The following is a 21,212-nucleotide window of genomic DNA, read 5'->3' as shown; positions in this document are numbered from 1 at the left end:
TACTATATTTGAGGAATGAAAAGAAACCGGTTAGCCATTTATTACCTGTTGGCATGGGCTTGTTACACACTTTATTTGTATATTGATAACGTGGCTAATAACCGGGGCCCGCAGCCCTACGTGTGGTCAAACCTGGTATCGGGCTTTGTTGAATTTTCGTTCTGCTTCTTTTTTGTTTATCCCCGGTTTTTAAAGCTTAAAAAGCTGCCGTTGCTCATTGCCGGGCTTGTGATGGCCGATGCTTTATTTGTTGGCTGCCGTTATCTAATTGAGGAAGTGGTTTATTTATGGCTGCTTGGTTACGGTAATTACGACCACCCCATAAACCTGCTCTACTATATCAGCGATAACTGGTGGCGGGCCTTACAGCCCATCATATTCAGCTTTATTGCCTGGGCCCTGGTAGATACTTACCGGAGGGAACAGGAAACAGAGCAGCTAAAACATGAAAAGATAAAGGCCGAGCTGCTTTTTTTAAAAACACAGATCAACCCGCATTTTTTATACAATACGCTTAATTATTTATATTCGTTGGCCTACCCGGTATCAGAAAAGCTGGCCGACGCCATTATTAAGCTTTCGCAGCTTATGCGCTACATGCTCAACAATAGTGTTGACGGGATGCTTGGCCTGGAGCAGGAAATTGAGTATCTGGAAAACTACATTGAGATTTACCGGCTGCGTTTTGAGGATGATTTTTTTGTTGATTTTAAAACCACCGGCGATTTTACAGGGAAAAAGATCGCCTCGCTGATACTGATACCCTTTGTGGAGAATGCTTTTAAACACGGGGTGACAGATGATTCGCGAAGGCCTGTAAAAATTAAGATCAGCATCACCGCCGGGCAATTGCACATGGTGGTAAGCAACAAAATCAGCCACGGCCAAAAAGATCAGTCGAGCGGTATAGGGCTGGCAAATATCAAACGCCGACTGGAATTGATTTACCCCGGCAGGTTTGAACTGCTGACCAGTAACAACGGGGATACGTACAGGGTAACGCTGAGTGTAAGCCTGAACAATAATAAAAATTAAGTTAATAGCACACCATGATACGCTGCCTTGCGGTTGATGACGAAGCCTACGCTATCAAGATGATAGCCAATTATATTGCCAAAGTGCCTTATCTGGAACTTGCAGGTACAACCACTAACGCTATAGAGGCGCTAAGCATGGTGCAAAATGGTGATATCGACCTGGTTTTTCTCGATATCCAGATGCCGCAACTTACCGGCATCCAGTTTTTAAAACTTTGTGGCACTAAATGTAAGGTAATTTTAACCACCGCTTATGCCGAATACGCGTTGGAGGGCTTTGAACACGAGGTAATTGATTACCTTCTAAAACCAATAGCCTTCGACCGTTTTTTAAAAGCCACGCAAAAGGCATTTAATCAAATTGTTCCTGCAAAGCGGGCGATGGAGCCCCCGCGCGAGGTGGCTCCCGCTGCTGATCCGCCTAATGCTGAAGCTCAATACATGTTCATCAAGGGCGAAAGCAAGAACAAATTCATCAGGATTGATTACAGCGATATCCTTTATATTGAGGGACTTAAAAATTACGTTTCCATTTTCACGCCATCGCAAAGATTAGTGACCTACCAAAGCATGCGCGATCTTGGCGAACAGTTACCCAGCCCCCCGTTTTACCGGGTGCATAAATCCTATATAGTACCCTTGGATAAGATCAGAATGATTGATGGAAATATGCTTTATATCGGTGAACAGGCTATCCCAATAGGAGAAACCTACCGTGAAGCTTTTTTTAAACTGATAAGGGAAAACGAATAACAAAATACAGTTTAAAGAAAGGTATGCTGCAGGAAATAGCTTTTGAAAGCATGGCCTCACTTAAATCCTCTCCGAAGGAGAGGATTTAAGTGAGCAAGAAACTCCCTCTCCTTTGGAGAGGGCTGGGGTGAGGTTACGCATGTTCAAACCTATTAAAATATTCACGCTCAAGGCTTTCTCGGTGGTCGGGGTGCGCCAGCCCGATCAGTGCCTGTGCCCGCTGTTTCATGTTTTTTCCAAACAGGTTGGTGATACCGTACTCGGTTACTACCCAATGCACGTGTCCGCGTGTGGTTACTACGCCCGCCCCCTGTTTCAGGAAGGGAACAATCCGGCTGATGCCTTTATTGGTTTGCGACGGCAGCGCGATGATGGGTTTGCCCCCGGCGGAGAGCGAGGCCCCGCGGATAAAGTCCATCTGCCCGCCGATGCCTGAATACTGGAAGGTACCGATAGAATCGGAACAAACCTGCCCGGTAAGGTCGATTTCAATGGCGCTGTTGATCGCCGTTACCCTCGGGTTTTGGCGTATCACACTGGTATCGTTCACATAACTGATATCCATTACGCGGATGCCGGGGTTATCGTTCACATAATCGTACAATTTGCGGGTGCCGGTAATAAAGGCGGTTACCGAGCGGCCGGCATTCAGCTTTTTACAACTGTTATCGATGATGCCGCGCTGGATAAGCGGGATGATCCCGTCCGAGAACATTTCGGTATGGATGCCCAGGTGCCGGTGAGTGGTCAGGTTTTTCAAAACCTGGTCGGGTATGCTGCCGATACCCAGTTGTAAAGTAGCGCCATCCTCTACCAATGAGGCTACATGATAACCAATCTTCTCGGTTACCGCGTTGGTTTCGGCGTCATAATTAACCTCCGGGAGCTCGGCAGAATGCCACACCATCGCGTTGATCTTACTGATATGGAGAAAACTTTCGCCATGGGTACGGGGCATCAGCGGGTTTACCTGTGCAACCACGTAGGTTGCCATGTCTACAGCCGCCCGTGCAATATCCACCGAGGTACCCAGCGAGCAGTATCCGTGCGCGTCGGGAGGTGATACCTGGATCAGGGCCACATCAATAGGCAGTATATTTTCGCGGAACAGCTGCGGGATCTGGCTTAAAAAAATCGGTACGTAATCTCCGTCATCGCTGTTCACCACATTGCGGGTAGCCGCAGAAACAAATAAGGAGTTAAAGAAAAATGATTTGCGGTGTTCCGGCCGGTCAAAATTAACGTTGCCCAGTGTGGTAATGCTAACCAATTCTACATTATACAGTTCCTGGTAACGATTCTGCAGTGCTTCCACCAGGCAAACCGGGGTAGCGGCACTGCCGTGTATAAATACGCGGTTACCGGGTTCTACACATTTTAGGGCCTCGGCTGCGGGGATATATTGTATGTTGTTCATTTGAATGATATTAGGATGGCCAAAACTAAAATACCCAACGTTCCTGAATCCTGATGCGGAACAGCCGGGAATATGATCCTGGTCATTTATGGCCGTCTCAGTCCTTTTCAAACAGCCAGCGCAGCGGCTTGCGGCGTTTTTCGGGTTTCAGGCCAAACTTCCTCACACTTTTTTCGCGGATATATTCAGTTGCTTCCGCGATATCGTCGGTCACCAGGAAAAGGCCTGTATCTGCATCGCTGATGGTTTGATGCTTCTGCATAACGCGAATATGCTGTAACAACTCCTCGTGGTACGCCTTACCGAATATAACAACCGGGAAGTTTTTGATTTTATGGGTCTGGATCAATGTGAGCGCTTCAAAAAATTCGTCGAGGGTACCGTATCCGCCGGGCATAACAATAAAGGCGAAGGAATATTTCACCAGCAGCACTTTACGGAGGAAGAAATGCTTCATATACACCCATTTATCCAGGTAAGGATTGGGCGCCTGCTCAACCGGCAACTGGATATTGCACCCTACCGATCTGCCCCCCACATCTTTGGCCCCTCGGTTGGCAGCTTCCATCAGGCCCGGGCCGCCGCCCGTGAGTATGGTAAACCCCAGCCTGGCGAATTCGCCTGCTGCCTTGCGGGTTAGTTCATAAAAAGGATGGTCCTCTTTGTAGCGTGCCGAACCGAAAATAGTAATGCAGGGGCCTAAAAAATGCAACCCCCTGAACCCGCGTATCAGGTCGAGCATGGTCTCGAAAGTAAATTTCAATTCCTTCAGGCGCGACTGCGGCCCGGCCAGGAATTTGATTTCTGTGTTGGTATTGGTCTGGTTCATTATTGGTATCTTGTTCTGTTGCAGTTTGTAATGATCTGCCCGGAGGCAGATCATTACATGACCGGTGGTTTGGGGAACTATGATACAAAGTTTGAATTTTTAACTTGCCTGCAATATGATAACCATCAGCCATAAAACTGCCGCCGGTCAGTTTTTTCTCCTTCAAGCAAGTAAAATGCGCTAAAAATGACGGCCGTCACTCTTTTAACTGAATTATATTATGTTTTTTATGATCCTTATTGCCAATATTTGTGGTAAATATGATAAGCAAGGCCGTATTACAACATGGAAAGTGCCGCACTCTTAAAAGCAATTATTGAAAATGCTATTGATGGTATCATCACCATCGACGGGCGCGGGCATATCGAAACAATCAACCCTGCCGCCTGTAATTTATTCCAGTACAGCCCGGAAGAGGTTGTAGGTAAAAATATATCTGTATTGATGCCGCCACCAGACCGGGACCGGCACGACGCATACATTGAGCGTTACCACGCCACACACCAGGCCCATATTATTGGTATTGGCCGCGAGGTTAAAGGCCTCCGTAAGGATGGATCAGTATTTCCCTTTCGTTTGGGTGTTAGCGAAGTGCCCTTCGCGGGCCGGAAAATCTATACCGGTTTTATTCATGACCTGTCGCGCGAGAAGGAAGCTGAAGAGCAATTGAAAGAATATGCCGCCCACCTCGAAGAGTTGGTGGAAAACCGTACCCAAAACCTGAAAAGCGCCATCCGCGAATTGCAACTGGCCAAAGAAGAAGTTAGTTCATCCCTTGAAAAGGAAAAGGAGCTTGGCCAATTGAAAAGCCGGTTTGTGTCGATGGCTTCGCATGAATTCCGTACGCCGCTCAGCGCCATTCAGCTTTCCTCATCGCTTATCGAGAAGTACGCGCAGCCTTTTGACAATGCCAATATCAGCAAGCACGTTGCCAAAATCAAAAATTCTGTAGGTAACCTGACCAATATCCTTAACGATTTTCTGTCGTTGGAAAAACTGGAAGCCGGGAAGGTGGAGGCCACTAACCAGTATTTCGACCTGGTGAAAATGTCGGAGGAGGTGACCGAGGAAATGCAGCTGATTGCCAAGCAAAACCAGAGCATCATTTACCAGCATACCGGTACGCTCAGCATGGTGAACCTGGATCCGAACCTGGTGAAGAACTGCGTTGTCAACCTGATTGGTAATGCCATCAAGTATTCGGGCGAGAATACCTTTATTGAATTTAATACGGAACTCACCAATGATACCTGTGTGATCACCATCCGGGATAATGGCATTGGTATTCCTGAAACCGACCAGAAACACTTGTTCGAAGCATTTTTTAGGGCTCATAATACCGGTAGCATCCCCGGAACGGGGCTGGGGCTTAACATTGTTTCCCGCTATACCCGCCTCATGAATGGCGAAATCGCTTTCAAAAGCAACGTCAACCAGGGCACTTTATTTAAGATCACCATTCCATTGTTATGAAAAAGAAAGTACTGATCATTGAAGATAATAACGATATCCGCGAGAATGTTTCGGAAATTCTGGGCCTTGCCGGTTATGAAGTGTACGAGGCTGCCAACGGTAAAGGCGGCGTTGACCTGGCTACCACGCATTTGCCCGACATTATCCTGTGCGACATCATGATGCCCGAACTTGACGGTTACGGTGTGCTTCATATCCTGCATAAAAACCCCGAAACTGCGGCTATACCGTTTATTTTCCTGACGGCTAAAGCCGAACGCCTGGACCTGCGCAAAGGTATGGAAATGGGCGCCGACGATTACCTGACCAAACCTTTTGACGACCTTGACCTGCTGAACGCGATTGAAAGCCGTTTGAAGAAAAAAGAAGTACACAAGCATTTTTACAGCCGCTCCCTGGACTCGCTGGGTAACCTGATTTCCAGGAATGACGGACTCGCGGAACTGAAAAAGATTATCCAGGAACGCAAAAGCCGGCTTTTTAAAAAGGGGCAGGTTATTTATTACGACGGCGATAAAGGGGCGGGGCTGTACCTGTTGCTGAGCGGTAAAGTGAAAACCATTCGCCTGGCCGAAGATGGCCGTGAGCTGATGACAGGCATTTACAGCAACGACGAATACCTGGGCATTCACGCCATGCTGACCAACGAACCCTATACCGATACAGCTACCGCGCTTGAAGACTGCGCGCTTTGCATGATCCCGCGCGACCAGCTGGAACAGTTGCTGCATGCCTCGCCGGAGGTTGGCCGCGAATTTATTAAGTTGCTTGCGCATAATATCCGCGAAAAGGAAGAACAGCTGATGCAATTGGCTTACCATTCGGTGCGCAAGCGTATGGCCGAGGCCATCATGAGGCTGCACCGCCAGCCATCGGCAGAAAAGGATGGTTTTAAGATTACCCGGGAGGACCTTGCGGCAATGGCCGGTATGGCTACCGAAACGGTAAGCCGAACATTATCCGATTTTAAGGATGAGGGGTTGATTGAAAAGAAAGGCAGCCTGATCACCATCCTTGAACCGGAGAAACTGGCTAAAATGAAAAACTGATACACATCATATTTTGAGCTGATACCGCTCATTCCCAAAGCTATTGCATCCGGGTAATTTTGTTTGAAATAAACAAATTGATGAAAGCAGTAGCATTCAGTATTAAGCCGTTTGAAAAAGAATACCTGGCTAAGGCTAACCAGAAAAAGCACGATATTACGCTGATATCCAACCCGCTTTCTATCGATACAGCTTTATACGCCGGTGGAAAGGACGCGGTGATCGTGTTTGCCGGTGACGATGTTTCTGCGCCGGTGGTAGAGAAGATGGCCGGTTTGGGTGTACGTTATATCGTTACCCGGTCGGCAGGTACCGATCATATTGATAAAGCTGCGGCCGCGGCCTATGGCATTAAGCTGGCCAGTATACCGTCGTATTCGCCGCAGGCCATCGCCGAACATTCGGTGGCCCTTGCCTTTGCGCTAAACCGCCAGATTGTTAAGGCCGATCATAACGCCCATGGTTTCGATTTTCGCAATGATGACCTTGTCGGGTTCAATTTTGCGGGTAAAACCGTAGGAATTATTGGTATGGGCAGTACCGGGCAGGCCGCCGCGTCTATTTATCATGGCCTGGGCTGCCAGCTGATAGCATATGATGAAAAGTTTCCGCGTAATTTTCGTTACGTCAGGCCTGTTCCCCTCGAAAAGCTTTACCTGCAGTCTGATATCATCTCTATCCATCTTTCATTAACAGATGAAACCCGCTATATGATCAACAGCGAGGCGCTGCGGCAGATGAAGCCGGGCGTAATGCTGATCAATACTTCCAGCGGGCAGCTGCTGCAAACGGCGGCGGTACTGGCCGCGCTGGAAGACAGGAAGATCGGTTATCTCGGCCTTGATGTTTCCGAGTTTGAAAAAGGAATGTTTGTAGGGAAACAGGGTAACGATCCGGTTAAAGATCCCTTATTACAGCAATTGCTCAGCCATCCTAATGTGCTGGTTACCCCGCATCAGGCTTACCTGACCAAAGAGGCGCTCCAGCAGATTGCCGACCAAACCATCCGCAGCCTGGACCTTTGGCAGCAAAATAAGTGCGTGGGCAAAGCCTGTGCCTGCGGCCAGGCCTGCAGAGCCACATCCACTGTTCAGGATAGCACAGCTCAACTAAAGAATTGATTATGCAACAAAATGATAAAACGCTGGCCGGTAAATACAATGTGCCTGTGCCCCGCTATACCAGTTACCCCACAATGCCCTATTGGGATCTGAACACCTTTACCCGCCCGCGCTGGGAAGATTCGGTAAAGTTTTCTTTCAGGGAAAGTAACGCGGGATCAGGGATCAGCCTGTACATTCACCTGCCTTTTTGCGAAAGCCTTTGCACTTATTGCGGCTGTAATACCCGCATCACTAAAAATCATGGTGTAGAGGAACCTTATATTGCCGCCGTGCTTAAAGAATGGGCGCTCTATCTTCAGTTATTTGCTGAGGTGCCGGTTATCCGCGAACTGCATTTGGGCGGCGGTACGCCTACTTTTTTTAGCCCTGAAAATCTGCAACGGCTGATTAGCGGCATACTAAAAGATGCCCGTCCCCATCCGCTGGCTGAATTCAGCTTCGAGGCCCATCCGGCCAATACCAGTGCCGGGCATTTGCAGGTGCTTTTCGACCTCGGTTTTCGCAGGCTGAGCCTCGGCATCCAGGATTTTGACCCGCGGGTACAGTTTATTATCAACCGGCATCAAACCGTGGAGCAAATCCGGTTAGTGACCGAACAGGCCCGCAGTATCGGCTATACTTCCATTAATTACGACCTGATTTACGGTTTGCCGCTTCAGAACCAGGAAGGGCTGATCAATACCATGAATATCGTTGCCGGGCTTAAACCGGACCGTATTGCTTTTTACAGTTATGCCCATGTGCCCTGGATTAAGCCGGGACAGCGACGTTTTACAGAAGCAGACCTGCCAAGCCCCGAACAAAAGGAAAAGCTGCAGGAAACCGGTCGCGGTTTGCTGCTGAGCTACGGTTACCGGGAGATTGGTATGGACCATTTTGCCCTGCCCGCTGATGAACTGTTTGCCGCCGAAAGGGATGGCAGGCTGCACCGCAACTTTATGGGTTATACCGAGCAGCATACCCAGCTGCTGGTCGGATTGGGCGTTTCTTCAATCAGCGATAGCTGGTATGCTTTCGCGCAGAATGTTAAAACGCTTGAAGAATACCTGGCGATGATAAACGAGGGAGAATTGCCCGTATTTAAAGGGCATGTGCTCAGCGACGAAGACCTGCAGATCCGGTGTCATATTCTCGATATTATGTGTAAACAGCATACCGGCTGGGATGCCGAACTGTTTGCCGTCGAATTCCCTGAAGTTTTGAAACGGCTGGAGCCGCTGGAGGCAGACGGCCTGGTTAATTTATCCGCTGACGGTTTGCAGGTTACCGAAACCGGCAAGCGTTTTTTAAGGAATATCTGTTTATGCTTTGACACCCGGCTTTGGGCGGATAAACCGGCCACACAGTTATTCAGCATGGCAATTTGAGCATAAGGCCGTAGTCAGGCTATATTTATTTGGTTATTGAGGGGCGGGTAGTGCAGTGAATGGAGGGTTGTTTGTTTTAATCAGCCCTCCACTCGCTGAACTTGTTTTGTAGGGTGGCCTTTGCTGCAGCCGACTCCGGAAAATTAAGAGGAGAGCCGTCTTTCATCTTCCGTACATCCTGTTAAACTTCGTGGCAGGTGATAGCGAAAGGCATAATATGATAACCCCGGACAAGCAACAGGCACACAGGTGCGCGATGTTGATCATCCGGGGTATCATTAAAAATCCGGCGATGTATTTCCTGATCTCCAACCGCAGGCTTCGCTACGAACCCTGGGGGGTAATCAGAAAACACCCTTTGTCATAGTCATACAATTCAGGGCTGACCGATTTCCAGCACAATCCGGCCGTCAATCTTACCTGCCTTCATCTGGTCAAAAACGTCGTTAATATCTTCCAGCTTGGCTTTATGGATGGTTGCCTTAACTTTGCCTTCCACCGCAAATTCCACGGCTTCCTGCATATCCTTACGGGTGCCTACAATTGAGCCGCGCACGGTGTAACGGTTCAGTACGGTATCAAAAATAGGGAGGTCAAAACTACCTTTGGGCAGGCCGTTCAGGGCGATGGTGCCCTTGCGGCGCAGCGCGGAAATACCTTGTTCAAATGCAACGGGCGATACGGCGGTAACCAGTACGCCATGCATGCCGCCCGCCTGTTGTTGCAGGTATGCGCCGGGATCCTGGTTCAGTGCGTTAACAGTAAGGTCGGCGCCCAGTTCGCGGGCAAGTGCCAGCTTATCGTCAGCTACGTCAATCGCGGCCACATGCATGCCCATGGCTTTTGCATATTGTACAGCCAGGTGGCCCAGGCCGCCGATCCCCGAAATGGCTACCCACTCGCCGGGTTTCACTTCGGTTTCTTTCAATCCTTTATAAACGGTAACACCCGCGCAGATGATGGGCGCCATTTGAGCAAAGTCAACACCCGCCGGAAAATGAGCTACGTAACGCGGGTCGGCCAGCACATACTCGGCAAAACCACCGTCTACGCTGTAACCGCCGTTTTGTTGGGTGCCGCAAAGGGTTTCCCAGCCGGTAATACAAAACTCACAGCAACCGCAGGCGCTGTGAAGCCAGGGAACGCCAACAATATCGCCTTCATTTACGCCGGTAACCCGGGAGCCGACAGCTGCCACATAGCCGATGGCCTCATGGCCGGGAATCAGCGGCAGGTGGGGTTTTACCGGCCAGTCGCCGTTGCAGGCATGCAGGTCGGTATGGCATACGCCGCAGGCCACCACGCGAACCAGGATCTGATCATCTGCGGGCATCTTAACGGGTACTTCTTCAATTTGCAGCGGCTGTCCGAATTCACGGATCACGGCGGCTTTCATAGTTTTTGGGATCATAACGGTATATTTTATAACATAAATAAGATGAACATGAGCAGGTTACCCCGGAAGATCAGCGCGAACAGGAACCAGGCGGCGCGTTTACCGGCGCCTTTTGTGGTAGCCGTTGGCTGCGCTTTTGATTTGCTGCGTCACTGATAGTTTTATGAAACAAATATCATGGTAAGCGGCTGTATCCACCATGACCCGATACCTGCTTAAAAATGATTGAGGTCACTTTCCGGAGGCTGCGGTATTGGTTTGAAGAAGTGCCGTAATGGATATTATTTTGCCTTAAATAGGTTAGCATTTAACGGTTACTGCCATCATTTTAATGGCAAACCTGTATGCTGCTTTCCTGTTTGGCAGGGCTTAGATAGGGGATATTAAGCGCGAGCCCGCGCAACGTAAACCAAACCCCGAGGCAAACCATCAGGTAGGGGATACCCTTATTGATACGGCGGCGAAGTGCAGGGCCAACAAACCCGGAGCTGACCGTAGCGGCCAGCATTAATGGAAATGTACCCGCCCCAAACCAAAACATATAAACGGCAGAAGCCGCAGGGGTACCGGTGTTGACCGCGCCAACCAGCGCGATATAAACAAAGCCGCAGGGAAGGAAACCGTTCAGGATACCTACAATGAGGTGCCCGGCCCGTTGTTTCAGCGCGTATACGATCAGTTTATTTAAAGGCTGAAGCAGGGGCGCCAGGCGGCGGCTTTGCGTAAAACGGATTTTCAGGATACGGGAAAGGCCCGCGCCCATGATGAGCAGCCCGCTAATAATACTGACACCCTGCTGCAGGCCCAACAGCCAAAGCTGCCTCCCGAGCAGGCCGGTTAAAAAGCCGAGCAATGTATAAGAAAACAGGCGCCCCAGGTTATAGATCACCTTATCCAGCACCACCCGCCACCATTGGGCATGAAACGACGGAATAGAAAAGGCCAGCGGCCCGCACATGCCAATGCAATGAACGCTGCCGAATAACCCGATAAAAAAGGCGATTGCTGCGGTGCTCATCGGATAGTGATTTCCTGGTGATATAAATAGGCTTTACCCTCGTTCTGCCAGTTCATGGTCAGTTGCCATCTCCCGGCGGCCAGCCCGGTTACCGGGAGCGTTACTTTGTTAGCCGCATCCGGCTTTAAAGGGAAAGAGCGGTCCTGCCGCTGATCAGACGGCCGCTCAAAACGGACTGAGCCGGTTAGCGGAGTTTTAAAAGTGAGGTACAGCGTTTGGCCGTTCTGTTTAATAACGGGCGTTGCATGGTCGGTTGTAACCTGTTTTTCCCGTTCCAGGTCCCGGTTAAAGGTAAGCCCTTTTTCATAATATTGATGATCGTAATCGTCGCCCGGCAACAGGAACATCCGTACACCCATGGCTGAAATAAAAAGAATGAATAAGGTCATTCCGATAACCAGTGCTTTTCCCCAGTTCATAGCTTAATCGTTTTCAGGCCCTACAAAGGTGGTTTTCACCGTTTGAATTACCCGGTTGTTAAAAATCAGTTTAAGTTGGATATCGGTTTTGGCGGCATGAATGTCCTTTTCAGGCATCATCACAAAAAATATGGTTTTAACCATCCCGCCTTTAGCTACGGTTGCAGGGGCCTGGATGTACTTGATCCGGATGTCGGGATTGTCTGCAGTAATACTGATGGTCCGGTCATGATTGGTTTTATTAATGATCTCCGCGTTATAAATATTGCTGATCATGCCCCCGGGCTGTTGCTGGTAAAGCATGCCTGCACCGCGCAACACCGTCATATCCATATCGCTGCGGCTAAAAACAAAATAACCCAACACGCTGAACAAAATGGTGATCACTGCCGCGTAGGCTTTCATGCGTACCGTAAAGGAAGGTTTTTCTTTGGCATGGATCATATTTTCCGAAAAATAACCGATAAGGTTGCGTGGTTTCCCGATCTTATCCATAACCTGGTCGCAGGCATCAATACAGGCCGTACAATTGATACATTCCAGCTGTGTTCCCTTACGGATGTCTATCCCCGTAGGGCAAACCGACACGCAAAGCCCGCAATCTACACAGTCGCCGTGCAGGTTAAGTACATCGGCATTTTTCTGTAGTTTTCCGCGTGGTTCGCCGCGTACCTCATCATAGGCAACCACCAGTGTATGCGGGTCGATCAGCACTGTTTGCAGGCGGCCATAAGGACAGATCAGGGTACACACAATTTCACGCACCTGGCTGTACACCAGGTAAAATACCACTGTAAAAACCCAGATGCTGATAAAACCGGTAACATGTTGCGCTATCGGTTCAGTAATTATCCGTAACAGCGCCGGGCTACCGATAAGGTAAGCCAGGAAAGTATTGGCAATCAGGAACGAAATGAATACTAAGATTACGTGTTTCAGGGATTTTTTCCAGATCTTCTGCCTGGTCCAGGGGCCGGCATCGAGTTTTTTGCGTGCCGCCGGTTCTCCCTCAATCCATACTTCTATACGCCTGAACACCATCTCCATAAAAATGGTCTGGGGGCAGATCCAGCCACAAAAAATGCGGCCAAACGCTATGGTGAACAGCACCACGCAAACCAGGAATATAAGGGTGGCCAGTACAAACAGGAAGATATCCTGCGGCCAGAACGCCTGCCCCAGTATAACAAATTGCCGGTCCATAAAGTTGAGCAGCAGCAATGGCTGGCCGCCTATCCTGATAAATGGCCCTGAAAAAAAGAAGATCAGGTACACATAGCTCAGGTAACTGCGCCATTGATAAAATCTGCCTTTGCGGATCAGCGGATACATCCACTTTCTCTTTCCCGCCTGTACATCAGCTGATAAGTCCATGAGTATTATGATTTAGAGGTTTGTTTTGTGGTCCGTACTCCGCTTCCCTTTCGCCCTGCGGCGCTTTCGGATGAGCGGCGTTCGTTACGTGAATGGATTTGATAGATTTTACTACGTCCTGGATCTGTTTAGGCGATAATTGTTTTTCCCGGGCCGGCATCACTTTGGCAATGCCCCGGATGATGGCAGCAGCGCCAAAGTTTGGGGCATTGTTGTGGTAATCATCAGATTTTTCCGGCTGCATAAACTACTATCTTTTATGGCTGTAAAACTATAAAGCGCGCCGGAGCAGCAGAATGATGCCGGGTACGTTTAAATGTGATTCAGGTCACTTTTTTGGATTGTTGATATTTCAGCAGCTGCCACGCGAGGGTATCGTAAAAAACGGCTGTAAGCATAGTTAAGGCTTGTTAAACGTTGCGAATGATTAAAAATAGCGCCCCGTAAATCACTCGCTATGGATACAAAGCGAGAAACCGCTTACCATACTGCCGCTGTTAAGCCTTTGTTTACACCGATTACAAGATGTGTTTAGGCAAACTATACAGCAATTCGCTTCATCAAATCAGGTGCACAGCGGCAAATTGTGACTTGTATCATTTTATGATGGTGCCGGGCAGGATAAATTTGAAAATTGAATTTTTGAATGGACGGACCGGAGATCTTAGATATAACCGCTATTGAGGAAAGCCTGGCGGGCGATTTGCTGCTGGAAAAATTCAGCTGCCTGCCTGTGGGCGGTCGCCTGGTATTGAACCTTGACCGTGATCCCAGGTCGTTATATTTTCGGTTGATTGAACATACCGGCCGGAACTTTAGCTGGAAAAACCTGGAAAGCGGGCCGGAGGTTTGGCAGGTGAAATTAGTTAAACGGGCCGATTTAAACGGCGAGGACAGCATTGGCCGGATCGTTATCAACGACCCGCGTAAAGCAGCCGTATTTAAAGAATTTGGAATAGACTTTAGCTGCGGTGGTAGCCGTACCCTTACCGAAGTTTGTGAGGAAATGCAACTGGATGTAGATAAGGTAATGTTAAAACTGCAGGGCGAACTACCGGATATTGCCTATCCCGCGATGGACTTCCCGCACTGGGATACCGGCTTTTTTTGTAAATATCTGGTCGATCTGCACCACGGCTATGTACGTGCCAACCTGCCATTCCTGCTGGAAACGAGTGATAAGATTACCCGTTCGTACGGGGCTAAATATACCGAGCTGTATGAATTGCGCAAGCTGGTAATAAAGATGGCAGAAAGGCTGACCGCTGATATGGAGCAGGAAGAAGAAGTGCTTTTTCCTTACTTTACCGATGTAGCCTATGCGCTGAAGTCGGGAAAGCCGCTAACTGCACCTGAGCGGGGCCCGCTAAAGCAGCTTGTTTACGCCATGGATGCCGCTCATGAACGGATGTTTGATGCTTTTTCGCAGATCAGGCAGCTTACCCGGGGCTATCAGCCGCCCGACTATGTGACGCACGGGTTCCGGATTCTTTACAAGATATTGCAGGAGTTTGAAGATGACCTGCAGATGCATTTGCACCTGGAAAATAATATCCTTTTTCCGGCCGCTATCCGGAATGATCATGAACTCCGGCTGCGGCAGGCACAGGTTTGATCCTTTTCTTCACCGGAAGGCCGTTCCCGAAAAGGTGCGGCCGTCCGGTTGTATGGCAATGTTCAGGGCCGTTTGGGCATGATGATTACCGGTACGGTGATGTGATAAGTTGCCTGATCATTTTTACCGCGTTTAAAAAATTGTTTCATTTCCTCTTTCGGGCGCAGCATCAGCGCCATAATATCAGTGGGCTTGTTAGCTTTCAGCCATTTCCAGTCGCCCAGGGGCCGGCTGTCGTCAACGCTGCGGAAATAAACAGCGCCACAGTTCAGGTTACGGTAAAGCGCGGTTTGCAGCGCCCGTTCTTTGGCTTTCACTGCTTTATCCGGTATAGACCGGTATAGGTGAGCTACCATCAGTTCGGCCGCGAACGCTTCCATCAATTCTCCCAGTTCCCCGATGCTTTGCAGATCTTCCTCTTTCAATGTGGCAGCATAGGCTATTTTTTCGGGGTTCATCCGGGCCGCACCCCGGGGCACAACCATAACGGGGATCCGGGCCCAGTCAATAACGCGGCTACAGGTATCGCCCAAAACATAATCTGCCAGTTCTTCCTCATCAGGAACACCGCACACCACCATGGCAATATCCTTATGCGCATCTATAGCGGTCATGATATCTACCAGTTCGGTATTTTCTACATCGAAACTGATCTGCGGTAGCCAGCTGCCGGTAAAAGAGCTTGCTGCCAATTCCTGCTCCAGTTGCAAGGTATAAGCGGTAAGGCTGTTAACTTCGGTTTCCTCCATTTCCTGTTCGGCACCGGCGGTTTGCAGCTGCAGCACAGTTGCCGGTACCGGCGCAAGATTAAATAACAATACATTGGCCTTCATTTTTTTTGCCAGGTGCAGGGCGTAGCGCGCCGCGGTATGGGCGCCCGAACTTTGATCTGTCAATACAGCTATCGTCTTCATTAGTTGAGGATTATATAGTGGTGAGGTTGCCCGCCATTACCGTTTCGGCATAGGCAAAAAGTTTTGTTTTTGTTTTTTTGATCCCCGCGAACAGAGCGGTCAACTCATTTTGCAGGTCATTGTAACGTTCCAGGAAGTTCAGGTCCATGGCTTGTATGTTATCCCCTACATAAGGTTTCAGGAACACTATAAATTCAGGAACCGCGCTCTTTAAGTTTGCCAACCGGCTTTCCTGGTTTTCGATCATTTGGCGTAACTCCGCTTCCGGCCGGTTGTTTTCAGCCGGTGCTGTATCATATTTAAGCAGGATATTTCTGAAAAAGCGGATCTCATCCTCTAAAAAGTAAATATCGTCCTGCCAGTGGCGGGCCTGGATAAATAGTTCCTGTAATTCGGTTTCCAGTTCGGTATCCGCTAATAAGTTACTCATGGCTTTACACGCTTGTTTTGTTGAGGTAAAGTTGGGGATTGACGTTGGGCTGAAAAGTGATGCGTATCATTTTTTCCTGTGATCCTGCCGCGGTTTGCTATACCGGGCTTTATTCTGAAAATCCAGTGCATGGATCAGGAAATTTTATGATCCTGCGCATTTTATGGCCGGGCATTACCATGCAATTTTGGGATGGTGTAATCTGATTGGTTACACTCTTAAAAGCGATTTATGACTATATATAAGCAATTTACGTTCGATGCCGCCCATTTTTTGCCCAACGTACCGGAGGGGCACCGTTGCCGCCGGGTACATGGACACACTTATCATTTAACCGTTTATGTATCGGGCGCCGTTAGTGCCGAAGAAGGTTGGGTGATTGATTTTAAAGATTTGAAGGCCGTAGTTAAACCTCTGGTTGACCAACTGGACCATGCCATGCTCAATGAGATTGCAGGACTGCAAAACCCTACTGCCGAAAATGTAGCGCGCTGGCTATGGCGCGGCATCCAACCGGAGATACCCGGATTGAGCAGGATTGAACTGAAAGAAACGCCTACCTCGGGTGTTATTTACGAGGGCGGAGCCGATTGATTAAAAAACCGGTTCTGTGGAATTCGCCCGCCCGGCAATAGAAACGGGTGCTTGCACATGGTGATGAGGCAGAATATAAGCAGTTAACAGGTGACGCTGCCGGTCACCTGTTAACTAAGCAACTGCTGCACCGTTGGTATCATTCAGCCCTCTATAATAAAAGGCGACTAAGTGCAAGCTAAATGCCCGGAAATGCGCTTATCAAAGTCCCCCGGTTTCCAGGTTTGCGGGAATCACCAGTAAGGGCAACTGTTGTTTATCCAGCAGTTTAACACTCTGGCTGCCTCCAAAAAGCCTGCTCCAGAAACTGTGCCGGTCATGGCAAAGGGCCAGCAGGTGCGATCCGTTTTCGTGGCAATGGTGGCTTAGCCGGTCGGTTATATTCTCCCCATAAATATTGCGGTAGCTGATATCAGGGAAACGGAATTTATCCACATGCTTTTTAAACTGCTCCTGGCGTAATACCGCGTCGTCTTCCTGCGAGCCGTAAATCACCACGTGGATGATCTCCAGTTCAAAACCTATCAGCCGACCTATCCTGGTGAGGTAATGAACCGCGCGCAGGTCGCCATCATTCAGGTCGCTGGCAAAGGTTACCTTTTTTATCGGCCCCATCTTTTTACCATCCGGAACTACCAATACAGGGCGGTTACTATGATCAATCACTGCGCGGGTATCACTGCCCAGAAACAAGTGGTCCAGCTTGCCGCCTGTGCGGCTGCCCATCACCAGCATTTCGATATCCTTATGGTGCAGCTGAATTTGTACGCAATCCCTGAGCGATCCGTCTTCATGGCGCCAGTCAATGGATGGCAGCCTTTCCGGTGGCGGCAAGCCTGCCAGTTCTTCCTTTAAATTTTCTTTTAAGGCTTCCAGTTGCCCTTTAGATTGCTCGCCATAAAGCAGGGCGTCAATAATCCGGGAGTTGTTGGGATATTCTGCCAGTACCGGTTGCGGGGTCCAGGTATGCAGTAATACCAGGTTGGTGTGCAGGGCGCAGCAAAGCGGGAGCGCTGCGGAGGCCGCATTGGCCGCTGTGGCGCTCAGATCGGTCAGAACAAGTATTTTTTTCATGATATTTATAAATTGATTTTGCAGGTAAATTATAGTTCGAGCCTGTGGTCGGTGTTTTCACCGTATCACATGATCTAAAGAAGTTACATTATTTAAAACGACAACACCCGCCTCCGAAAGCGGTGTGATGAAACACCGTATCACAGGCTCTACATATGATGGCCGGGACGCTGAAGTTTGATGTCGGTCAGTTTTAAACAGGTATTTGTACATCATTTTAATCGATATGCTTTATTGTTTATTTGGGTCTTCCCGGCGGGAGGATCATGCCATCTTCCATGGTGATGATCCGGTGCGTACGTTCGGCAAAGGCGTTGTCGTGCGTAACTACCAGCAGTGTCTGGTGATAGCTTTCGGCCAGTTCTTTAAAAATGTCAAAAACAATCTCTGTGTTTTTTTTATCCAGGTTCCCGGTAGGTTCATCGCCCATAATAATTACCGGATTGTTAATGAGCGCTCGCGCTATGGCTACCCTTTGTTTTTGCCCGCCCGATAGCTGGTTGGGGTTTTTGAGCGCTTCGTCGGCAATACCCAGTATCTTTAGCTTCTCCATAGCGCGGTGTTCCACTTCCTGCGCCGAAATTTTGCCCAGTTTAAGTCCCGGCAGCATAACGTTGCGCAGTACCGAGAATTCATTGAGCAAATAGTGGAACTGGAATACAAAGCCGATCTTTTCATTGCGAACGTTTGCCAGTTCCTGTTCGCTGCGCCCTTTCATCTCGCGGCCATCTATTTTCAGCCCGCCTTCATAATCCGTATCCATTGTAGAAAGAATGTAAAGCAGCGTTGATTTGCCGCAGCCGGATTTCCCGATAATGGAAGCGAACTCGCCCCGCTCAAGCGAAAAACTAACTTCCTTCAGGATCTGTATGGTTTGCGGATCGTGGAAATATTTGGAGATGGCCGTGGCCTGTAAAAGTGTATCGTTCATGTTATTTCCCCCTGATGATAATGACCGGATCAACCCTGCTTGCCTTACGGGAGGGGAAATAACCGGCCAGGTAAGTGGTAACCATCGAAAATACCCCGCCTATCAGGTAAAACCTGGGGTTAAAATCAATCGGGTAGGTTTTGATTGTAGGCAAGGCGGTGGTGTTGAAGGGGATATGCGCGATAACGGCGGATAGGCCGTAACCGAGTAAAAGCCCGAACACGCCGCCGAACAACCCGATACTTAAAGCGATGGCGTTAAAAATGCCGTTTACATCCCTGCCCGAAAAACCTACCGCTTTTAAGATGGCGATAGTGTCCAGCTTTTCATAGATCATCATATTCAGGATGTTATAAATTCCGAAACCGGCAACAATCAGTAAGGTTACGCCCACCGAATAGGAAATCAGTGTCCGGATAAAGTTCCCGGTCTCAAATTCAGAATTGGCGGTTTGTATGTCAATAGCATCCACATCAAAGCGTTGCCGGTAGGTTGCGGCCAGTGCAGGCGCCCGGGTAATGTCTTTCAGTTTAACCTCGATATCGGTTATATAATTATTGGATGCTCCTATGATTTTTTGCGCCGTTGCTACTGATACGTAGCTTTGTTCATCATCAACTTGCTGGAGGCCGGTTTGGTAAATTCCCGCTACCTTTAGCGGAAACTGTTCGCCGGTAACAGTTGTGATATGGATAACATCGCCGATATGGGCCAGCATTTTGACGGCAACACCTTTACCCAATAAAATGCTGTTCGGCGTGTTTTTTAAATCCACAAACCTGCCCTCGGTTACATAATCGCTGAAGGAGAACAGTCGGTTTTCCAGTAAAACATCAATGCCGCTCACCAAACCGTTCAGTTGTGTGGCGCCGATATTGTAAAACACCTGGGTGCTAACCCGGGGCGAAACGCCCAACACCTGCGGATCATTTTCAAGCGCCTTCATTACAGGCAACGCGTTATGGATTGCCGGGGATTTGGATACCGGTTTAACCGAGCTGATAAAATGATGATAACCACTAAACTCCGGCGATAATTCTATCGGTTGGTGTTTGGCCGCTTCCACATCGCTGTATAACCGGATGTGTGGCGTTCTGTTCACCACCAGGCCATCCAGCAATTTATTAAGGCCGCCCATAAAACTGAGCAAAGCTATAAACATGGTGATGCTAAAGGTTACACCGATAGCCGCAACCAGCGTTTGGCGCCAGCGTGCCAGCAATAATGAGCGGGCTATCTCGATGATCAGTTTCAGGCTCACGGCTTTGGTTTTAAAAGTTCGTCCTGCCGGTCAATACCGGTTAACACTTCCACCTGGCTGTAATCACTCAACCCGGTTTTTATGGTCCGCGGCTTCCCGTCCGACATCAGAACGGTAGAATCGTTCAGAAGGCAAAACCGGGGGATAAGCAGCGCGTTTTTTTTGGTGCTGATAATGATATTGGCTTCCAGCGTGGCATTGGGAAATAGTTTAGCGGGCGGCCTGGTGAAGGCGGCTTCCACCAGGAAGGTTTTGCTGCGTTCGTTCATGGCAGGGTAAATTTTAGTAACCACAGCCTCAAAAACCTTTCCCTTATAGCTATCCATGGTTACCAGTACCTTTTGCCCGGTGGCTACGCGGGCAATGTCATATTCGTCTACCTGCATCTCCAGCAGAAACCCGTCGTTACCACCCAGCAGGGCCAGTGGCGTTTGCGGGGTTACCGATTCGCCGTTTTCTTTAAACAATGCATATACCTTACCGTTCACTTTGCTCCGCAGGATAAAATCATCTTCCAGGTGCCTGTTAAGCTGCAGGTTATTCCTGCTTTGGGCGGCGTTAAAACTGATTTCCCGCTGAAGGTCTTTCAGTTTTACGGCGGCGGTGTACCAGGCTGTCCGGCTTTGTTTCGCAGCTAAATCCCGGTTTTCCAGCTGTACTTTGGTACCGATATCCTGCTGCCACAGTGCGCGCTGCCGTACCAGCAGTACCGAATCATTGAGCATTTGGTTATGTGCGGTTTCCATTTCCTGGCGGGCAGCTTCCAGTTTACCCCGGTTAGCCGCGGCGGAGGCGTAGGTCGCGCTTAATTCGGCATTTTCCTTGTTTAATTGCTGTGTTTCCCGGCTGATCAGTAATATGGGGGTATTCACGGATATCGCATCCCCCACCTCTACAAACCGTTTCCTGATTACGCCGCTAACCGTGGCAAAGGCCTGGTATTGATTACCGCTTTTCAGTGTGCCGGAGGCATAAACAGACTCGGAAATAGATGAAAGGACCGGGCGGACCCTTTCCTGCCTGTTTTTACAGGCAAACAGGCTGAGCAAAAGTAGGTACGGTAACTTGCTGCGCATAACAAATGATTGAAAACAGTTTACTGTCAGCAGTAAAGGTCAGTATTGCAGGGGCCGGGCG

General features: G+C 49.1%; 21 protein-coding genes. 8 read left to right on the top strand and 13 right to left on the bottom strand.

The genetic code is table 11. The features are described 5' to 3' along the window. Positions 1 to 15: 15 nt before the first annotated feature. Positions 16 to 1,035 carry a sensor histidine kinase gene (locus LX99_RS03075; protein WP_109606266.1) on the top strand — a complete coding sequence of 340 codons (1,020 nt, stop codon included), beginning with the start codon at positions 16 to 18 and terminating at the stop codon, positions 1,033 to 1,035. 14 nt (positions 1,036 to 1,049) lie between these two features. Continuing rightward, positions 1,050 to 1,790 (top strand): LytR/AlgR family response regulator transcription factor, encoded by a 741-nt coding sequence (locus tag LX99_RS03070; protein ID WP_109606264.1) that lies wholly within the window; start codon positions 1,050 to 1,052, stop codon positions 1,788 to 1,790. A gap of 133 nt (positions 1,791 to 1,923) precedes the next feature. Here the strand turns inward: LX99_RS03070 and LX99_RS03065 are convergent, their stop codons facing one another. Beyond that, the gene (locus LX99_RS03065; RefSeq protein WP_109606262.1) at positions 1,924 to 3,207 is read right to left on the bottom strand and encodes an acetyl-CoA hydrolase/transferase family protein; all 1,284 of its coding nucleotides are present in this window, start codon (positions 3,205 to 3,207) and stop codon (positions 1,924 to 1,926) included. Positions 3,208 to 3,304: 97 nt separating this feature from the next. After that, positions 3,305 to 4,036, bottom strand: coding sequence for an LOG family protein (locus LX99_RS03060; protein ID WP_109606946.1), 732 nt, complete (start codon positions 4,034 to 4,036; stop codon positions 3,305 to 3,307). A gap of 285 nt (positions 4,037 to 4,321) precedes the next feature. Between LX99_RS03060 and LX99_RS03055 the strand changes: the two genes are divergently transcribed. From LX99_RS03055 to hemN, 4 genes are all read left to right on the top strand, one after another. Continuing rightward, positions 4,322 to 5,509, top strand: a complete 1,188-nt coding sequence (locus LX99_RS03055; RefSeq protein ID WP_022829510.1) for a PAS domain-containing sensor histidine kinase — start codon at positions 4,322 to 4,324, stop codon at positions 5,507 to 5,509. After that, the gene (locus tag LX99_RS03050) at positions 5,506 to 6,558 is read left to right on the top strand and encodes a response regulator (protein ID WP_022829509.1); all 1,053 of its coding nucleotides are present in this window, start codon (positions 5,506 to 5,508) and stop codon (positions 6,556 to 6,558) included. Before LX99_RS03055 ends, LX99_RS03050 begins: the two co-directional genes overlap by 4 nt. 80 nt (positions 6,559 to 6,638) lie before the next feature. Further along, on the top strand, positions 6,639 to 7,679 hold the full coding sequence (locus LX99_RS03045; RefSeq protein ID WP_109606260.1) for a 2-hydroxyacid dehydrogenase: 1,041 nt from the start codon (positions 6,639 to 6,641) through the stop codon (positions 7,677 to 7,679). A gap of 2 nt (positions 7,680 to 7,681) precedes the next feature. Next, complete coding sequence (gene hemN / locus LX99_RS03040) at positions 7,682 to 9,049, top strand: oxygen-independent coproporphyrinogen III oxidase (protein WP_109606258.1); 1,368 nt, start codon at positions 7,682 to 7,684, stop codon at positions 9,047 to 9,049. Positions 9,050 to 9,425: 376 nt separating this feature from the next. On the opposite strand, the gene adhP is transcribed toward hemN, so the two are convergent. The 5 genes from adhP to LX99_RS03015 all read right to left on the bottom strand — a co-directional run bounded on the left by adhP (position 9,426) and on the right by LX99_RS03015 (position 13,500). Further along, entirely contained in the window at positions 9,426 to 10,460 is a 1,035-nt protein-coding gene (gene adhP, locus LX99_RS03035; RefSeq protein WP_109606256.1) for an alcohol dehydrogenase AdhP, read from the bottom strand. Positions 10,461 to 10,773: 313 nt separating this feature from the next. Further along, positions 10,774 to 11,463: a sulfite exporter TauE/SafE family protein gene (locus LX99_RS03030; protein WP_109606254.1), complete on the bottom strand. Its 690-nt coding sequence runs from the start codon at positions 11,461 to 11,463 to the stop codon at positions 10,774 to 10,776. Next, positions 11,460 to 11,882 (bottom strand): FixH family protein, encoded by a 423-nt coding sequence (locus tag LX99_RS03025; protein WP_109606252.1) that lies wholly within the window; start codon positions 11,880 to 11,882, stop codon positions 11,460 to 11,462. Before LX99_RS03025 ends, LX99_RS03030 begins: the two co-directional genes overlap by 4 nt. 3 nt (positions 11,883 to 11,885) lie before the next feature. Further along, on the bottom strand, positions 11,886 to 13,256 hold the full coding sequence (gene ccoG / locus LX99_RS03020) for a cytochrome c oxidase accessory protein CcoG (protein WP_109606250.1): 1,371 nt from the start codon (positions 13,254 to 13,256) through the stop codon (positions 11,886 to 11,888). Then, entirely contained in the window at positions 13,240 to 13,500 is a 261-nt protein-coding gene (locus tag LX99_RS03015) for a hypothetical protein (RefSeq protein WP_109606247.1), read from the bottom strand. Before LX99_RS03015 ends, ccoG begins: the two co-directional genes overlap by 17 nt. Positions 13,501 to 13,902: 402 nt before the next feature. Here LX99_RS03015 and LX99_RS03010 point away from each other — a divergent pair, with 402 nt between their 5' ends. Continuing rightward, positions 13,903 to 14,871, top strand: coding sequence for a DUF542 domain-containing protein (locus tag LX99_RS03010; RefSeq protein WP_109606245.1), 969 nt, complete (start codon positions 13,903 to 13,905; stop codon positions 14,869 to 14,871). Between the two features lie 62 nt (positions 14,872 to 14,933). Here LX99_RS03010 and LX99_RS03005 read toward each other — a convergent pair whose 3' ends face one another. Both LX99_RS03005 and LX99_RS03000 read right to left on the bottom strand, forming a co-directional pair. Further along, positions 14,934 to 15,785 carry a universal stress protein gene (locus tag LX99_RS03005; protein ID WP_109606243.1) on the bottom strand — a complete coding sequence of 284 codons (852 nt, stop codon included), beginning with the start codon at positions 15,783 to 15,785 and terminating at the stop codon, positions 14,934 to 14,936. Positions 15,786 to 15,795: 10 nt separating this feature from the next. Then, complete coding sequence (locus LX99_RS03000; protein WP_109606241.1) at positions 15,796 to 16,215, bottom strand: hypothetical protein; 420 nt, start codon at positions 16,213 to 16,215, stop codon at positions 15,796 to 15,798. Between the two features lie 231 nt (positions 16,216 to 16,446). Here LX99_RS03000 and queD point away from each other — a divergent pair, with 231 nt between their 5' ends. Next, positions 16,447 to 16,809, top strand: coding sequence for a 6-carboxytetrahydropterin synthase QueD (gene queD, locus LX99_RS02995; protein ID WP_109606239.1), 363 nt, complete (start codon positions 16,447 to 16,449; stop codon positions 16,807 to 16,809). A 201-nt stretch (positions 16,810 to 17,010) separates the two neighbouring features. On the opposite strand, the gene LX99_RS02990 is transcribed toward queD, so the two are convergent. The 4 genes from LX99_RS02990 to LX99_RS02975 all read right to left on the bottom strand — a co-directional run bounded on the left by LX99_RS02990 (position 17,011) and on the right by LX99_RS02975 (position 21,151). Then, the gene (locus LX99_RS02990; RefSeq protein WP_109606237.1) at positions 17,011 to 17,883 is read right to left on the bottom strand and encodes a universal stress protein; all 873 of its coding nucleotides are present in this window, start codon (positions 17,881 to 17,883) and stop codon (positions 17,011 to 17,013) included. Positions 17,884 to 18,121: 238 nt separating this feature from the next. Beyond that, positions 18,122 to 18,814 carry an ABC transporter ATP-binding protein gene (locus LX99_RS02985; protein WP_109606235.1) on the bottom strand — a complete coding sequence of 231 codons (693 nt, stop codon included), beginning with the start codon at positions 18,812 to 18,814 and terminating at the stop codon, positions 18,122 to 18,124. 1 nt (position 18,815) lies between these two features. Beyond that, positions 18,816 to 20,075 (bottom strand): ABC transporter permease, encoded by a 1,260-nt coding sequence (locus tag LX99_RS02980; RefSeq protein ID WP_022830855.1) that lies wholly within the window; start codon positions 20,073 to 20,075, stop codon positions 18,816 to 18,818. Next, positions 20,072 to 21,151, bottom strand: coding sequence for an efflux RND transporter periplasmic adaptor subunit (locus LX99_RS02975; protein WP_109606232.1), 1,080 nt, complete (start codon positions 21,149 to 21,151; stop codon positions 20,072 to 20,074). The genes LX99_RS02980 and LX99_RS02975 overlap by 4 nt, the downstream gene beginning before the upstream one ends. Positions 21,152 to 21,212 lie beyond the last annotated feature (61 nt).

The sequence above is a fragment of the Mucilaginibacter oryzae genome (assembly GCF_003148845.1).
Classification (GTDB): Bacteria; Bacteroidota; Bacteroidia; order Sphingobacteriales; family Sphingobacteriaceae; genus Mucilaginibacter; species Mucilaginibacter oryzae.
The sequence above is the reverse complement of the archived record's forward strand: the minus strand, read 5'-3'. Positions and strand labels throughout refer to the sequence as shown.

Bases quoted from the DNA above. Each gene is read 5' to 3' on its own strand.
- LX99_RS03075 (WP_109606266.1), top strand. From the start codon at position 16: ATGAAAAGAAACCGGTTAGCCATTTATTACCTGTTGGCATGGGCTTGT.
- LX99_RS03070 (WP_109606264.1), top strand. From the start codon at position 1,050: ATGATACGCTGCCTTGCGGTTGATGACGAAGCCTACGCTATCAAGATG.
- LX99_RS03065 (WP_109606262.1), bottom strand. From the start codon at position 3,207: ATGAACAACATACAATATATCCCCGCAGCCGAGGCCCTAAAATGTGTA.
- LX99_RS03060 (WP_109606946.1), bottom strand. From the start codon at position 4,036: ATGAACCAGACCAATACCAACACAGAAATCAAATTCCTGGCCGGGCCG.
- LX99_RS03055 (WP_022829510.1), top strand. From the start codon at position 4,322: ATGGAAAGTGCCGCACTCTTAAAAGCAATTATTGAAAATGCTATTGAT.
- LX99_RS03050 (WP_022829509.1), top strand. From the start codon at position 5,506: ATGAAAAAGAAAGTACTGATCATTGAAGATAATAACGATATCCGCGAG.
- LX99_RS03045 (WP_109606260.1), top strand. From the start codon at position 6,639: ATGAAAGCAGTAGCATTCAGTATTAAGCCGTTTGAAAAAGAATACCTG.
- hemN (WP_109606258.1), top strand. From the start codon at position 7,682: ATGCAACAAAATGATAAAACGCTGGCCGGTAAATACAATGTGCCTGTG.
- adhP (WP_109606256.1), bottom strand. From the start codon at position 10,460: ATGATCCCAAAAACTATGAAAGCCGCCGTGATCCGTGAATTCGGACAG.
- LX99_RS03030 (WP_109606254.1), bottom strand. From the start codon at position 11,463: ATGAGCACCGCAGCAATCGCCTTTTTTATCGGGTTATTCGGCAGCGTT.
- LX99_RS03025 (WP_109606252.1), bottom strand. From the start codon at position 11,882: ATGAACTGGGGAAAAGCACTGGTTATCGGAATGACCTTATTCATTCTT.
- ccoG (WP_109606250.1), bottom strand. From the start codon at position 13,256: ATGGACTTATCAGCTGATGTACAGGCGGGAAAGAGAAAGTGGATGTAT.
- LX99_RS03015 (WP_109606247.1), bottom strand. From the start codon at position 13,500: ATGCAGCCGGAAAAATCTGATGATTACCACAACAATGCCCCAAACTTT.
- LX99_RS03010 (WP_109606245.1), top strand. From the start codon at position 13,903: ATGGACGGACCGGAGATCTTAGATATAACCGCTATTGAGGAAAGCCTG.
- LX99_RS03005 (WP_109606243.1), bottom strand. From the start codon at position 15,785: ATGAAGACGATAGCTGTATTGACAGATCAAAGTTCGGGCGCCCATACC.
- LX99_RS03000 (WP_109606241.1), bottom strand. From the start codon at position 16,215: ATGAGTAACTTATTAGCGGATACCGAACTGGAAACCGAATTACAGGAA.
- queD (WP_109606239.1), top strand. From the start codon at position 16,447: ATGACTATATATAAGCAATTTACGTTCGATGCCGCCCATTTTTTGCCC.
- LX99_RS02990 (WP_109606237.1), bottom strand. From the start codon at position 17,883: ATGAAAAAAATACTTGTTCTGACCGATCTGAGCGCCACAGCGGCCAAT.
- LX99_RS02985 (WP_109606235.1), bottom strand. From the start codon at position 18,814: ATGAACGATACACTTTTACAGGCCACGGCCATCTCCAAATATTTCCAC.
- LX99_RS02975 (WP_109606232.1), bottom strand. From the start codon at position 21,151: ATGCGCAGCAAGTTACCGTACCTACTTTTGCTCAGCCTGTTTGCCTGT.